General features: G+C 72.3%; 12 protein-coding genes. 7 read left to right on the top strand and 5 right to left on the bottom strand.

Annotated elements, in window-relative coordinates; translation table 11 throughout:
- Positions 1-178 precede the first annotated feature (178 nt).
- Positions 179-1,489: a phenylacetate--CoA ligase PaaK gene (paaK, locus tag AB0N90_RS01990; protein ID WP_365192284.1), complete on the top strand. Its 1,311-nt coding sequence runs from the start codon at positions 179-181 to the stop codon at positions 1,487-1,489.
- A gap of 49 nt (positions 1,490-1,538) precedes the next feature.
- Here the strand turns inward: paaK and AB0N90_RS01985 are convergent, their stop codons facing one another.
- The 5 genes from AB0N90_RS01985 to AB0N90_RS01965 form a co-directional block, all read right to left on the bottom strand.
- Positions 1,539-3,062, bottom strand: coding sequence for an acyl-CoA synthetase (locus AB0N90_RS01985; RefSeq protein WP_365192283.1), 1,524 nt, complete (start codon positions 3,060-3,062; stop codon positions 1,539-1,541).
- A gap of 95 nt (positions 3,063-3,157) precedes the next feature.
- Positions 3,158-4,717 (bottom strand): acyl-CoA synthetase, encoded by a 1,560-nt coding sequence (locus AB0N90_RS01980; RefSeq protein ID WP_365192282.1) that lies wholly within the window; start codon positions 4,715-4,717, stop codon positions 3,158-3,160.
- Positions 4,714-5,826 carry a nitronate monooxygenase gene (locus tag AB0N90_RS01975; RefSeq protein WP_365192281.1) on the bottom strand — a complete coding sequence of 371 codons (1,113 nt, stop codon included), beginning with the start codon at positions 5,824-5,826 and terminating at the stop codon, positions 4,714-4,716. The genes AB0N90_RS01980 and AB0N90_RS01975 overlap by 4 nt, the downstream gene beginning before the upstream one ends.
- Positions 5,827-5,893: 67 nt before the next feature.
- Complete coding sequence (locus AB0N90_RS01970) at positions 5,894-7,459, bottom strand: NAD(P)/FAD-dependent oxidoreductase (protein WP_365192280.1); 1,566 nt, start codon at positions 7,457-7,459, stop codon at positions 5,894-5,896.
- 42 nt (positions 7,460-7,501) lie between these two features.
- A complete protein-coding gene (locus AB0N90_RS01965; RefSeq protein WP_365192279.1) occupies positions 7,502-8,341 on the bottom strand; it encodes an oxygenase MpaB family protein in 840 nt (279 codons plus the stop codon).
- A 150-nt stretch (positions 8,342-8,491) separates the two neighbouring features.
- Between AB0N90_RS01965 and AB0N90_RS01960 the strand changes: the two genes are divergently transcribed.
- Genes AB0N90_RS01960 through AB0N90_RS01935 form a run of 6 tightly spaced genes read left to right on the top strand, consistent with a single transcriptional unit; the run spans position 8,492 to position 14,110 of the window.
- Positions 8,492-9,727 carry a sedoheptulose 7-phosphate cyclase gene (locus AB0N90_RS01960; protein ID WP_365192278.1) on the top strand — a complete coding sequence of 412 codons (1,236 nt, stop codon included), beginning with the start codon at positions 8,492-8,494 and terminating at the stop codon, positions 9,725-9,727.
- A gap of 55 nt (positions 9,728-9,782) precedes the next feature.
- A complete protein-coding gene (locus AB0N90_RS01955; protein ID WP_086809438.1) occupies positions 9,783-10,199 on the top strand; it encodes a cupin domain-containing protein in 417 nt (138 codons plus the stop codon).
- Positions 10,196-11,497: an aminotransferase class III-fold pyridoxal phosphate-dependent enzyme gene (locus tag AB0N90_RS01950; RefSeq protein ID WP_365192277.1), complete on the top strand. Its 1,302-nt coding sequence runs from the start codon at positions 10,196-10,198 to the stop codon at positions 11,495-11,497. The genes AB0N90_RS01955 and AB0N90_RS01950 overlap by 4 nt, the downstream gene beginning before the upstream one ends.
- A complete protein-coding gene (locus AB0N90_RS01945; RefSeq protein ID WP_365192276.1) occupies positions 11,494-12,489 on the top strand; it encodes an ATP-binding cassette domain-containing protein in 996 nt (331 codons plus the stop codon). The genes AB0N90_RS01950 and AB0N90_RS01945 overlap by 4 nt, the downstream gene beginning before the upstream one ends.
- Positions 12,486-13,298 carry an ABC-2 family transporter protein gene (locus tag AB0N90_RS01940; RefSeq protein ID WP_365192275.1) on the top strand — a complete coding sequence of 271 codons (813 nt, stop codon included), beginning with the start codon at positions 12,486-12,488 and terminating at the stop codon, positions 13,296-13,298. Before AB0N90_RS01945 ends, AB0N90_RS01940 begins: the two co-directional genes overlap by 4 nt.
- A complete protein-coding gene (locus AB0N90_RS01935; RefSeq protein WP_365192274.1) occupies positions 13,295-14,110 on the top strand; it encodes an ABC-2 family transporter protein in 816 nt (271 codons plus the stop codon). The genes AB0N90_RS01940 and AB0N90_RS01935 overlap by 4 nt, the downstream gene beginning before the upstream one ends.
- Positions 14,111-14,113 lie beyond the last annotated feature (3 nt).

The following is a 14,113-nucleotide window of genomic DNA, read 5'->3' as shown; positions in this document are numbered from 1 at the left end:
GATGCTGTCGGCCCGGCGCGCCCGGCCGCAAGGTATTTCCGCAGGCGGCACGACAAATCTCCGCAGCCCCCTTGTCCCGAACCCCTTCGGCCTGAATTACTGACCCCGAACAGTTCGACCGAATGATCGGTCGTCCGGATTGTCACGGTCCGGACCGACTTGGTGAGGAGACGTGCCGATGGCGGACGCGCGAGAGCTGCTGGACGCGGGCGAACGGCTCGGCCCCGAGGAACTGCGGACGCTCCAGCTGGAGCGGCTGCGCGCCTCGCTGCGGCACGCCTATGAGCGGGTGCCGTTCTACCGGGAGTCCTTCGACAAGGCGGGGATCCGCCCGGAGGACTGCCGTTCGCTGGAGGATCTCGCCCGCTTCCCCTTCACCACCAAGGCGGACCTGCGGGAGAACTACCCGTTCGGGATGTTCGCGGTGCCCAGGGAGCAAATCCGCCGGCTGCACGCCTCCAGCGGCACCACAGGGCGCCCCACGGTGGTCGGCTACACCGAGAACGATCTGTCCATGTGGGCCGACATGGTCGCGCGCTCCATCCGGGCGGCGGGCGGGCGCGCCGGTGACGTGGTGCATGTGGCGTACGGGTACGGGCTGTTCACCGGCGGGCTCGGCGCCCACTACGGCGCGGAGCGGCTCGGCTGTACGGTCGTCCCCGCGTCCGGTGGCATGACGGCGCGGCAGGTCCAGCTGATCCAGGACCTGGAACCGGCCGTGATCATGGTGACGCCCTCGTACATGCTGACGCTCCTCGACGAGTTCGAGCGGCAGGGCGTGGACCCCCGTACGACCTCGCTGCGGGTCGGGATCTTCGGGGCCGAGCCGTGGACCGAGCAGATGCGGCGGGAGATCGAGGAGCGGTTCGCGATCGACGCCGTGGACATCTACGGGCTGTCGGAGGTGGTCGGTCCCGGGGTGGCGCAGGAGTGCGTGGAGACCAAGGACGGGCTGACCGTGTGGGAGGACCACTTCTATCCGGAGGTGATCGATCCCCTCACCGGCGAGGTGCTGCCGGAGGGCGAGCGGGGCGAGCTGGTGTTCACCTCGCTGACCAAGGAGGCCATGCCGATCGTCCGGTACCGGACCCGGGATCTGACCCGGCTGCTGCCCGGCACGGCGCGGGTGTTCCGGCGGATGGAGAAGATCTCCGGGCGCAGCGACGATCTGGTGATCCTGCGCGGGGTGAATCTGTTTCCCACCCAGATCGAGGAGATCGTGCTGCGCACGCCGGGGGTGGCGCCGCACTTCCAGCTGCGGCTGACCCGTACGGGCCGGATGGACTCGCTCACCGTGCGCGCCGAGGCGCGCGCCGGTGCCACCCCGGAGGTGCGGGAGGCGGCGGCCCGGTCCATCGTGACCGCGGTGAAGAACGGCATCGGGGTGTCGGTGGACGTGGAGATCGTGGAGCCGGAGTCACTGGAGCGCTCGGTCGGCAAGATCCGCCGGATCGTGGACCTGCGCCCGCGCGACACCGGACAGGGCTGAGCGGCGAAGGTGCCGTACGTCATCGCCCGACGACCCGCGGGCGATGGCCTCACCCCTGTGTGAAGCGGTCCCGCAGTTCGCGCTTGAGGATCTTCCCGCTGGCGTTGCGCGGCAGCGTGTCCACGAACAGCACCCGCTTGGGTGCCTTGAAGGACGGCAGCTTCTCCCGTACGTGCGCGACGAGTTGCTCCTCGGTCACCTCGCCGCGCCGTACGACGATCGCCGTGACGGCCTCGATCCAGCGGGTGTCGGGCAGGCCGACCACGGCGGCCTCGGCGACCGCCTCATGGGTGTAGAGGGCGTCCTCGACCTGCCGTGAAGCGACCAGCACACCACCGGAGTTGATGACGTCCTTCACCCGGTCCACGATCGTGAAGCAGCCCTCGGCGTCCCGGACCGCGAGGTCGCCGGAGTGGAACCAGCCGTCGCGGAACGCCTCCGCGCTCTCCTCGGGCTTGTCCCAGTAGCCCTCGCACAGCTGGGGCGAGCGGTAGACGATCTCGCCGGTCGTGCCGTCGGGCACCTCTCGGCCCTCCGGGTCCACGATCCGGGCCTCCACGAACAGCACGGGCCGCCCGCAGGAGGCGGGGCGCTCCGCGTGCTCGGCCGGGCCGAGGACCGCGGCGAGGGGGCCGATCTCGCTCTGCCCGAAGCAGTTGTAGAGGGCGAGGTCCGGCAGGCGCTCGCGCAGCCGCTCCAGGACCGGCACGGGCATGATGGAGGCGCCGTAGTACGCCTTGCGGAGCCCGTCGAGGTCGCGGGTGGCGAAGTCGGGCCGGTTCGCCAGGGCGATCCATACGGTGGGCGGCGCGAACACGCTGTCCACGCGGCCCGCCTCGATCAGGTCGAACAGCAGGTCCCCGTCCGGCGCGTCCAGGATGACGCTGGTGGCGCCGACCGCGAGATAGGGCAGCAGGAAGACGTGCAGCTGCGCCGAGTGGTACAGCGGCAGCGCGTGCGCGGGGCGGTCCTGCGCGCGCAGGTCCAGGGCGGTGATCGCGCTCAAGTACTCGTGCACCAGGGCCCGGTGCGTCATCATCGCGCCCTTGGGGAGCGCCGTCGTACCGGAGGTGTAGAGCAGTTGCGCCAGGTCCTCGGAGCGCGGTCCCGGGCCGTCGTACGGCGCGGTGTCCGCGAGCCGTGTCAGGAGCGAGTCCCCGGCATCGCGCAGCGGCAGCGACCGCACCCCCTCGGGGAGCCGGTCCGTGAGATCGGGGTCGGTGAGCACCAGGGTGCTGCCGGACTGCCCGACGAGGTAGGCCAGGTCGTCGCCGGTGAGGTGGTGGTTGACCGGGACATGGACCAGGCCCGCGCGGGCGCAGCCGAGGAAGGCGATCAGGTAGGCGTCCGAGTTGTGGCCGAAGGCGCCGACCCGGTCGCCGGGAACGAGGCCCTCGGCGAGCAGCAGGGCGGCCGCGCGGGAGACCGCGTCGTCCAGTTCGCCGTACGTCCAGGAGCGCTCGCCGTACTCCACCGCGATCCGCGTGGGGGTGCGGCGGGCGCTGCGCCGCAGCATCGCGTCGACCGTGCTGTCGCCCTGTCCGCCGGCCGTGCCGCCCTGTGCCTTGCTCATGACCGCAGATCTTGCGGCCGCCGGACGCGCAGGTCAAGGGCTGTGGCAGGACCGGATTGCGGCCGGGCGCGCGCCGCCGTCGAGCGGGTGCCGGATCAGACCGGGCGGGTGCGCCCCTGCCAGTAGGGGTCGCGCAGCCGTCGTTTGTAGAGCTTGCCGTTGGGGTCGCGGGGCAGTTCGGCGACGAAGTCGATGCTGCGGGGCCGCTTGAACCCGGCGAGCCGGTCCGCGCAGTGGCCGAGGATCGACGCGGCCAGCTCGGGGCCCGGCCGGTGCCCGGGGGCCGGTTCCACGACGGCCTTGACCGCCTCGCCCCAGTCGTCGTGCGGGATCCCGAAGGCGGCGGCGTCGGCGACGGCGGGGTGGGCGAGCAGCACGGACTCGATCTCGGCCGGGTAGATGTTGACCCCGCCGGAGATGATCATGTCGATCTTGCGGTCGCGGAGGAACAGGCAGCCGTCCTCGTCCAGGTAGCCGAGGTCGCCGACGGTGAAGAAGTCGCCGACCCGGTTCCTGCGGGTCTTGTCCTCGTCCTTGTGATACGCGAAGCCGCCGGTGTTCATCTTCATGTACACGGTGCCCAGTCGACCGGGCGGCAGCCGGTTGCCGTCGTCGTCGAGGACCGCGAGTTCGCTGATCGGCCAGGCCCTGCCGACCGTGCCGGGTTTCTTCAGCCAGTCCTCGGCGGTGGCGAAGGCGCCGCCGCCCTCGCTGGCCGCGTAGTACTCCTCCACGCAGGTCCCCCACCAGTCGATCATGGCCCGCTTGATGTGCTCCGGGCAGGGCGCGGCGCCATGGATGGCGTGCCGCATGGCGGAGACGTCGTAGCGGGCCCTGGTCTCCTCGGGGAGGGCCAGCAGCCGGTGGAACTGGGTCGGGACCATATGGGTGTGGGTGCACCGGTGGGTGTCGATCAGGCGCAGCATCTCCTCCGGGGTCCAGCCGTCCATCACCACCAGCCGGTGGCCGATGTGCAGGGAGGCGCCCGCGAACTGGAGGACGGCCGTGTGGTAGAGCGGCGAGCAGACCAGGTGCACATGGCCGTCGTACGGCGTGATGCCGAAGATGCCGAGGAAGCCGCCCAGGTACGCCTCCTCGGGGGGCTTGCCGGGCAGCGGACGGCGGATGCCGCGCGGGCGTCCGGTCGTACCGGAGGTGTAGTTCATGACCCAGCCGAGTTCGCGTCCGGTGGGCGCCGACTCCGGTTGCCCTTCGAGGAGTCGGGCGTACGGCCGAAAGCCCGGGGCGGTGCCGACCGCGTAGCGTGCCGTGTCCGGGAGGCCGGCCTCGTCGGCGGCGGCGCGTGCGGTGTCGGCGTAGCGCTCGTGCGCGATGAGCACCTTGGCACCGGAGTCGGCGACGATCCAGGCGATCTCGGGGCCGACCAGATGGTGGTTGACCGGGACGAGGTACAACCCGGCCTGGGTGGCGGCGAGATAGGCGGTGAGGAACTCGACGCCGTTGGGGAGGACGACGGCGAAGGCGTCGCCGCGCTCCAGGCCCGCCGCACGCAGCCCGTGGACCAGCCGGTTGGCGGCGCCGGCGAGGCGGCCGGCGGTCCACTCCGCGCCGTCGGGGGCGATCAGGACGGTGCGGCCGGGGTCCTGGGCGGCCTGGGCCCAGAAGCCGGCGGGGGGCGTCACCGGTGCGCTCATGATGTGCCGCTCCTTCTGGCGATGCGGTTGATCCGGTCCACGGCCCGCTCGAAGCCACGGGTGAGGTCGTCCAGGACGTCCTGGACGCGGCGTTCTTCGGTCATCCGGCCGACGATCTGCCCGACGGGCGTGCCGAGCAGGGGTTCGACCTCGTGCTTCTGGATGCGGGAGACCGCCTCGGCGACCAGCAGTCCCTGGAGCGGCATGGGCAGCGGTCCGGGCCCCGCCGGGTCGTCCCAGGCGTCGGTCCAGGCGGTGCGCAGCTGGCGGGCGGGTTTTCCGGTCAGGGCGCGGGAGCGGACGGTGTCCCCGGATCCGGCGGCGAGCAGTTTGCGGGTCAGGGCGGGCGAGTGCAGCTCGGCCTCGGTGGTGGTCAGCCAGAGGGAGCCGAGCCAGGCGCCCTGGGCGCCGAGGGCGAGGGCGGCGGCGATCTGCGCTCCGCTGCCGATGCCGCCTGCGGCCAGCACGGGCAGCGGGGCGACGGCCTCCACCACCTCGGGGGTGAGCACCATGGTGGCGATCTCCCCGGTGTGCCCGCCGGCCTCGTAGCCCTGGGCCACCACGATGTCGATGCCCGCGTCCCGGTGCTTGCGGGCGTGCCGGGCGCTGCCCGCGAGCGCGGCGACGGGCACGCCCCGCTCATGGGCGCGGGTGACGACGTCGGCGGGCGGTGAGCCGAGGGCGCTCGCGAGCAGCCGGATCGGGTAGTCGAAGGCGACGTCCAGCTGGTTCCGGGCGACCTGTTCCATCCAGCCGGTGATCCGCCAGCCGGCCGCCTCGCCGTCGGGCAGTTCGGGGACCCCGTGCGCGGCGAGGGTGTCGCGCACGAACCGCCGGTGCTCCTCGGGGATCATCGCCTCGACGTCGGCCTCGGTGACGCCCTCGACCTTGCGGGCGGGCAGGACGACGTCCAGTCCGTAGGGGCGGCCCTCGGTGTGTGCGTCGAGCCAGTCGAGGTCGCGTCTGAGGTCGTCGGGCGCGGTGTAGCGAACGGCGCCGAGCACGCCGAAGCCACCGGCGCGGCTGATGGCCGCGGCGACGGCGGGGAACGGCGTGAAGCCGAAGACGGCGTGCTCGATGCCCAGTTGGTCGCTCAGCTCCGTCTGCATGGGCGCAGGATGCCGCACCGGCCCGTACGACGGAAGGCTTTTTCTGACGTACCGTCAGTTCTGTTCGCTAGGCTCCCTGTTCCAGTACCGCCATCGCCGCGTTGTGTCCGGGTACGCCGCTCACCCCTCCCCCGCGCACCGCTCCCGCCCCGCACAGCAGGACGCGCGGATGCGGGGTCTCCACGCCCCAACGGCCGGTGTCCGCCTGGGAGTAGGGCCAGGACAGGGCGCGGTGGAAGATGTTGCCGCCGGGCAGCCGCAGGTCCCGCTCCAGGTCGAGCGGGGTCTTCGCCTCGATGCAGGGGCGGCCGTCGGCGTCGGTGGCCAGGCAGTCGGCGAGGGGCTCGGCGAGATGGGCGTCCAGCTCGGCGAGGGTGGCGTCCAGCAGTTCCTCGCGGGCGCCGTCGTTGTCCCGGTCGAAGAGCCGGGCCGGGGTGTGCAGGCCGAAGAGGGTGAGGGTCTGGTAGCCGCGCCCGGCGAGTTCGGGGCCGAGGATGGTGGGGTCGGTCAGCGAGTGGCAGTAGATCTCGGAGGGCGGCGCGGCGGGCAGCCGGCCCGCGGCGGCCTGGGCGTGGGCGGTGGCCAACTGGCCGTATCCCTCGGCGATGTGGAAGGTGCCGGCGAACGCCTCGCGCGGGTCGACATCGGGGTCGCGGAGCTTCGGCAGCCGGGTGAGCAGCATGTTGACCTTGAGCTGGGCGCCCTCGGCGGGCTCCGGGGGTGTGTCCCCGGTGAGGGCGGCCAGCTCCCGCGGTGCGGCGTTGACCAGGACGTGGCGGGCGGCGGCGACGCCCTCGCCGTCGGCGGTGCGATAGGTGACCTCGGCGCCGTGCTCGTCGCCGGTGATGCGGACCGCCTCGTGTCCGGTCACGATCTCCGCGCCCGCCGCACGGGCCGCCGTCGCGAGGGCGTCGGTGAGGGCGCCCATGCCGCCCACGGGCACGTCCCAGGCGCCGGTGCCGCCGCCGATCACGTGGTAGAGGAAGCAGCGGTTCTGGGCCAGCGAGGGGTCATGGGCATCGGCGAAGGTGCCGATCAGGGCGTCGGTGAGGACCACGCCCCGGACCAGGTCGTCCTCGAAGTACTCCTCGACGGCGGCCCCGATCGGCTCCTCGAACAGGGCCCGCCAGGCATTCTCGTCGTCGATACGGCGGCGCAGCTCGTCCCGGGTGGGCAGCGGCTCGGTGAGGGTCGGGAAGACACGCTCGGCGACCCGGCCGGTCATGCCGTAGAAGCGCTGCCAGGCGGCGTACTCGCGCGCGCCGCCGGTCAGCCGGGCGAACGCGTCCCGGGTCCGTGCCTCGCCGCCGCCGACGAGGAGTCCGGTGGGGCGGCCCGCGCGTTCCACGGGGGTGTACGAGGAGATGGTGCGCGAGCGCAGCCGGAAGTCGAGGCCGAGGTCGGCCACGATCTTCTGCGGCAGCAGGCTGACCAGGTAGGAGTAGCGCGACAGCCTGGCCTCCACCCCGGCGAACGGCGTACTGGACACGGCGGCCCCGCCGGTGTGTCCGAGCCGCTCCAGCACCAGCACGGAGCGCCCGGCCCGGGCCAGATAGGCGGCGGCGACCAGACCGTTGTGGCCTGCCCCGACGATGACGGCGTCGTACGCGCGGGTTCCCTGGTTCACGGACATGGTCCTTCGTAACACGGGGTGATCCGGTGGGCCAGAGGGGCGCTAGGGGATCTTGTGCGGGGCCGGGCACGCGGCGGGGCCCAGGCGGGAGATCGCGCGCAGGATGTGTTTCGGGGGGCGTTGCCAGCGCAGGTGGGGCGGGATGCGGCGCAGCAGGGTGCCGGTGGTGCGGAGGCGGTGGGTGACGGCAGCGGGGGCGGGGGCCGGTCTGCCGTACAGGTCGTGGGCGTACGGGGGCAGCGCGGCGTAGGCGAGGGCGGCCACCCGGCGCCACAGCAGGTCGCGCGCCGGGATCAACAGGGGGTGCACCGGCGGGCGTCGGAGGAAGTCGTCGACCTCCCGGGCCTCGGGTCCTGCCGTGAGCCGGGGGCGCATCTCCGCGAAGTACGCGGCCAGTTCGGCGCGGTTCGCCGGGACCTCCTGCGGGTCGAGGCCCACCAGGCGGGCGCTGACGCGGCGTTCGGCGATGTAGCGGTCGGCCTGGGCGTCGGTGAGCGGGTAGCCGGAGCGGCGCAGCACCTGGAGATAGGAGTCGGCCTCCGCGCAGTGCACCCAGCGCAGCAGCCCGGGTTCGCCGACGCCGTACCGCTCGCCGCTCACGGGGTCGGTGACCATGAGCCTGCGGTGGATACCGCGGACCCGGGCACCGGCGCGCTCGGCGTCCTCCGTCGAACCGTACGTCGTCACGCCGACGAAGTCCGCGGTGCGCCCGAGGCGGCCCCACGCGTCGCGCCGGAAGTCGGAGTTCTGGAGCACGCCGCGTACCGCGCGCGGGAGCAGGGCCTGGAGGTAGAGGGCGCGGACGCCGGCCACCCACATCATGGGGTCGCCGTGCAGCTGCCAGGTCACGGAGCGCGGGGTGTAGAGACCGGGGTCACCCATGTCCACCAGTATGACCGCCTCCGCTTGCAAGAATCAGCAGCAAGTTTCATCAACTTCTTGCAGACGTGCTCGATCACCTGTTTAACTCAAGCCCTGTTGATCGCAGTTGACGGCCAGCCGGTGGTGAATCCGGCCGATTCGAGGAGTGTCGTGACGGCGCAGACATCCGCCGCCGAATCCGGGGTCCGAGGCGATGACAACGGGTTCACCCTCCGCGCACCGGACGGGACCTCGTACCGCGTCGATCTCACCCGCGAGGTGTTCTCTCCCGCCAACCCGCTGCTCGCCGAGTGCTGCGAGGGGCGCCGGGTGGTGGCCTTCACCGGGCCGACCGTCGACCGGCTGTACGGACGCCGGCTGCGCGCCTATCTGGACGCGCGGTTCGCCCCGGGCACCTGGAGCGTGCACGTCCTGGCCGGCGGCGAGGACCGCAAGCGCATGGAGACCGTCGAGGAGATCTGCGCGCTGGCCAAGTCGGCCGGTCTGGACCGGGGCGGTGTGATGCTCGCCGTCGGCGGGGGCGTCACCTGCGACCTGGTCGGGTTCGCGGCGGCGATCTACTGCCGGGGCGTGCGCTATGTGAAGGTCAACACCACCCTGGTCGGCCAGATCGACGTGGGCGTCGGCGTCAAGACCGGCATCAACGCCCTGGGCACCAAGAACATGCTCGGCGCCTACCACCCGCCGCACGCCTCCCTCAACGACCCCGCGTTCCTGCGGTCGTTGGCCCCCCGCGACATCCGCTGCGGGCTCGGCGAGACGGCCAAGATGGCGATCATCAAGGACGCCCGGCTGTTCCAGGCCCTGGAGGAGTGCCCCCAGGTCTTCCAGCGGCCGTACGCCGTCCCGGCGTCGCTCGCCGAGGACGGGCTCGGGCGGCACGGCGTCGAGGACTATGTGCTGCGCACCTCGATGCGGCTCATGATGGAGGAGCTGTGCCCGAATCTGCGCGAGCACGACCTGGCCCGGCTCGTGGACTTCGGGCACACCTTCGGGCCCGTGATGGAGACGGCCAGCGAGTACCGGATCGCGCACGGCGAGTCCGTCGCGATCGACATGGCCCTCTCCAGTGAACTCGCCCGGGTGCTGGGCCTGCTGGACGCCGGGGACTGCGAGCGGATCGTCGCCCTGATCGACGCGCTCGGGCTGCCCGTCTTCGACCCGGAGACCTGCACGCCCGAGCTGATGGACCGGGCCCTGAAGGCGTCCTGGGAGCGCCGGGGCCGCCGGCTGCACCTTGTGGTGCCGGACGGGATCGGCTCGGCGGTCTTCGTGGACGACCTGGACGACATCCCCGGCACCGCGCTCCAGGAGGCGCTGGACGCTCTGGCCGCCCGTGCCGCCCGTGCCGGGAACGCCGCCGCGCCGCTCACGGCCGCCTGCTGAACGGCCCCCCGCCGCGAACCACCTTTCCCCGCAAGCGCCTTGGAGCCGTACCGCGATGAGTCCTGCCCTGCCGGAGCCGGGAGCCCCGACGCCCGAACCCGTCCGCACCCGTGTCACCAACCTGTACGAGGGGCTGCTGCGTGAGGTGACCGGCGACCACGGCGGCACCGGCACGATCCGCGCCCACCGGGCCTACCTCGGCGCCGGGGCCAGGGCGCCGATCGCGTTCATCGACCTGGTCGTGCTGCCCCCGGGCACCTCCATCGGACTGCACCGGCACGCGGACGACGAGGAGACGTACGTGATCCTCTCCGGCCGGGGCCGGATGACGCTGGACGGCGAGGAGTTCACGGTGCGCGCGGGCGACCTCGTCCCCAACCGCCCCTACGGTGAGCACGGGCTCGCCAACGACGGCGACGAGGACATCACCCTGCTGGTCTTCGAGGTCGGCCCGCTGGGCGGTGCCGGATGACCGGCCCGCGCCAACGGGAGCTGCTGGAGCGGGAGTCGGCGCATCTGGCGCCGGGTGCCTCGGAGGAGTCCGCGCTGGGCCGCCGGGTCTTCGTGGAGGGCCGCGGCGCGGTCCTGACCGACCTGGACGGCAACCAGTACATCGACCTCGCGGCCGGCACCCTCACCCAGTCGCTGGGCCACGGCCACCCCGAGGTCGTCGCCGCGCTCACCGAGCAGGCCGGGCGGCTGTGGAACGTGCACGACTTCGCCACCGCCGACCGCGCCGCCCTGTGCGAGCTGCTCGCCGAGCTGCTGCCGGAGGAGCTGGACACCTACGCCTTCTTCTCCACCGGCGCCGAGGTGGTGGAGGCCGCGCTGCGCGCCGTGGCGGCCGTCGCCGAACCGGGCCGCAACCGGATCGGGGCACTGCGCCACGGCTTCCACGGCAAGACACAGGGGGCCAGGATGCTGGTCCACTGGGACATCGGCCACCAGGCGTTCTCGGGCAACAGCGTGCTGGGCTACTCCCCTTACTGCTACCGGTGCCCGCTGGAGCTGGAATACCCCTCCTGCGGGGTGCGCTGCGCCTCGCTGGTGCGCCGGCACATCGCGGAGAAGCCGAACATCTCCGCGCTGGTCTTCGAACCGGTCCTCGGCGCGGCCGGGGTGATCGTGCCGCCGCCCGGCTACTGGGAGCAGATCGCCGACAGCTGCCGGGAGAACGGGGTGCTGCTCGTCGCCGACGAGGTGCTCACCGGCGGCGGCCGCACCGGCACCTTCCTGGCCAGTGAGCGGTTCGGCGTCGAGCCCGATCTCGTGACCCTCGCCAAGGGCCTGGCCTCGGGATTCCCGTTCGCCGCGCTGGCCGGCCGGTCCGCGGTGCTGCGGCACCCCGAGGCGGGCCGCGCCGGATCCACCGCCTCGACGTACGCGAACAATCCGCTGGGCATCGCCGCGGCCAAGGCCACGCTGGAGGTCGTACGACGGGACACGCTGCTCGCCCGGGTGACCGAGCTGGGCGCCGTACTGGATGCGCGGCTGGCAGAACTGCACGCCAAGTACGAGGTGTTGGGCGAGGTGCGCGGGCTCGGGCTGCTGCACGGGCTGGAGTTCGTGCACGACCGTACGAGCCGGCGGCCCGCGCCCGAGATCGCCCAGGCCGTGTACCGGCACGCGCTGGACCTCGGGCTGCGTACCGCGATCGGCGGTCATGTGCTGCGCCTGGCACCGCCGTTCACCATCGACCGCGCGCTCCTCGAAGAGGGCGTGACACTGCTCGACCGCGCCCTGGAGCGGGCCACGGGGGACACCCGGTGATCGTCGCGGAGAACCTGGTCAAGGAGTTCAAGGTCGCCGAGCGGGAGCCCGGTCTGCTGGGCAGCCTGAGCACGCTGTTCAGCCGGAAGCACCGGCTGGTGCGGGCCGTTGCCGGGGTGTCCTTCGAGATCCCGGCCGGGACGAAGGCCGCGTACATCGGGGCGAACGGCGCGGGCAAGTCGACCACGGTGAAGATGCTCACCGGGATCATGACCCCGACCTCGGGCCGGGCCCTGGTCGCGGGCCTGGAGCCGTACCGGGAGCGGCGGCGCAACGCGGCCAACATCGGGGTGGTGTTCGGGCAGCGCAGCCAGCTGTGGTGGGACCTGCCGGTGCCGGACTCGTTCCGCATCCTGCGCCGGATCCATGAGATCCCGGACGCCGTCTACCGGCGCAACATGGCCCTCTTCCAGGAGCTGCTGGACCTCGACGCACTGGGCAACACCCCGGTGCGGCAGCTCAGTCTGGGCCAGCGGATGCGGGCCGAGGTCGCGGCGAGCCTGGTGCACGACCCCAAGGTGGTCTTCCTGGACGAGCCGACGGTCGGCCTCGACCTGGTGCTCAAGGAGGCCGTGCGCAGGCTGGTCAACCATGTCAACGCCGAACTCGGCACCACCGTGCTTCTCACCAGCCACGACATGGGCGACATCACCGCCATCTGCGACCGGGTGCTGGTCGTCAACCACGGCGAGGTCGTGCACCGCGGGACCATGCACGAACTGCTGCGCACCGCCGACACCAGGGCGGTGGTCTTCGAGCAGCACGGCACCGCCGACGAGGCGATCGGCCTGATCGAGAAGGGACTCGACGGTGCGTCGGCGACGCTGACCGAGGACGGACGGGTCAAGGTCGAGTATCCGGTGGCCCGTTGGACCGCCCGCCAGGTGATGGGCTTCCTGCTCGACCACTTCGACGTCACCGACTGCGTCGCCCCCGAACCCGACGTGGAGATGGTGCTGCGGCGCATCTACGCCGGCCGGGCGGCCGCGTGAACGCCCCCGCCCTGCGCCGCTACACCCCGTTCGCGGCCTCCAGCCTCCAGTCGCTGCTCCAGTACCGCTCCACCTTCCTGATCAACGCCCTGACCGCCACCACCGCCGTCGGCGTCCAGGTCTTCCTGTGGCGCGCGGTGTACGGAGGTCAGCCGGGCGGGCTGCCCGGCGGCTACGACCTGCCGCGCCTGACGACGTATGTGCTGCTCGCCCAGGTGCTCGGCCTGATGCAGGCCAGCCGGGTGGACGAGGAGGTCTCCGGGGAGGTCCAGCGCGGGGACATCGCCGTCTCGCTGCTGCGCCCGGTCAGCTATCCGCTGTCCCGGTTCGCCACCGGGCTGCCGGTCTCGCTCACCAACGCCACTCTGGTCGCCGTGCCCGTCGTCGCGCTGTACGCGCTGCTGCTGCCGCTGACCACGCCGACCTGGGGCGGCCTGCTGCTCTTCGCGTTCTCCGCCGCGCTGTCCCTGGTCATCGGCTTCGGGGTGAATCTGCTGGTCGGGCTCGCCGGGTTCGTGACCACCAACATCTGGGGCGTGCGCGTCGTCAAGGACAGCGTGGTCGCGTTCTTCGCCGGGCAGGTGGTGCCGCTCGCGCTGATGCCGGGGCCGCTCGCGGCGGTGGCCCGGGTGCTGCCGTTCCAGGGCATGGTCGACGGCCCGCTGCGGCTGCTGCTCGGCCGCTACGACGGGGCGGCGGGCGCGGCCGGGATCCTCGCGGTGCAGCTCGGCTGGGCACTGGCCCTGTGCGCACTGGCCGCGCTGGCCTGGCGCGGTGCCGTACGACGGGTGGAGGTGCTGGGCGGATGACCGCACCCGGCCCCTTCTCGACGGCCGCCCGCTACGCCCGGCTGACCTGGCATCTCAGCGCCGTCAGCGTGCACCGGCTGACCGAGTACCGGATGGACTTCCTGCTCGGCGCGGGCGGTCTGGTGCTGCGGGTGGTGTGCCAGGTGGCCGTGGTCGGCATGGTGTTCCGGCAGACCCCCCGGATCGCCGGCTGGGACTACCACGAGGTGCTGTTCCTGCTCGGCTTCTCGCTGCTGCCGCGCGGCCTGGACCGGATGTTCACCGACCAGCTGTGGGTGATGGCCCGCAAACTGGTGCAGAACGGCGACTTCTTCCGCTATCTGATCCGCCCGGTGCATCCGCTGTTCTCGCTGCTGTCCGAGCGCTTCCTGTACCCGGACGGCTTCGGCGAGCTGTTCACCGGCGCCGCCCTGACCTGGTACGCGGCCGACCGGCTCGATCTGCGCCTCAGTGTCGTGCAGTGGCTGCTGCTGCCGCTGCTCGTGCTGTGCGGGACGCTGGTCCTCGCCTCGATCAAGACGCTGTTCGCGTCCCTGGCGTTCTGGACGACGAACAGCTTCCCGGCCCTGTACGCGGCCAACCAGCTGGGCGACTTCTCCGGCTACCCCCTCGATCTGTACCACCCCTCCCTGCGGTGGCTGCTGACCTGGCTGCTGCCCTACGCCTTCACCGCCTACGTCCCCGCGACCTATCTGCTCTTCGGGCGCACCGGGATGCTGCCCTGGCTGTTCGTGGTGACCGCGGGTGCGGTGACGCTCGCCCTGGTCGTCTGGCACCGGGGCGTGGACCGTTACGAGATGACCGGGAGCTGACCC

It is taken from the genome of Streptomyces sp. NPDC093018 (assembly GCF_040684035.1).
In the GTDB taxonomy this organism is placed as follows: domain Bacteria; phylum Actinomycetota; class Actinomycetes; order Streptomycetales; family Streptomycetaceae; genus Streptomyces; species Streptomyces murinus.
This window is presented reverse-complemented; position numbering and strand designations above follow the sequence as displayed.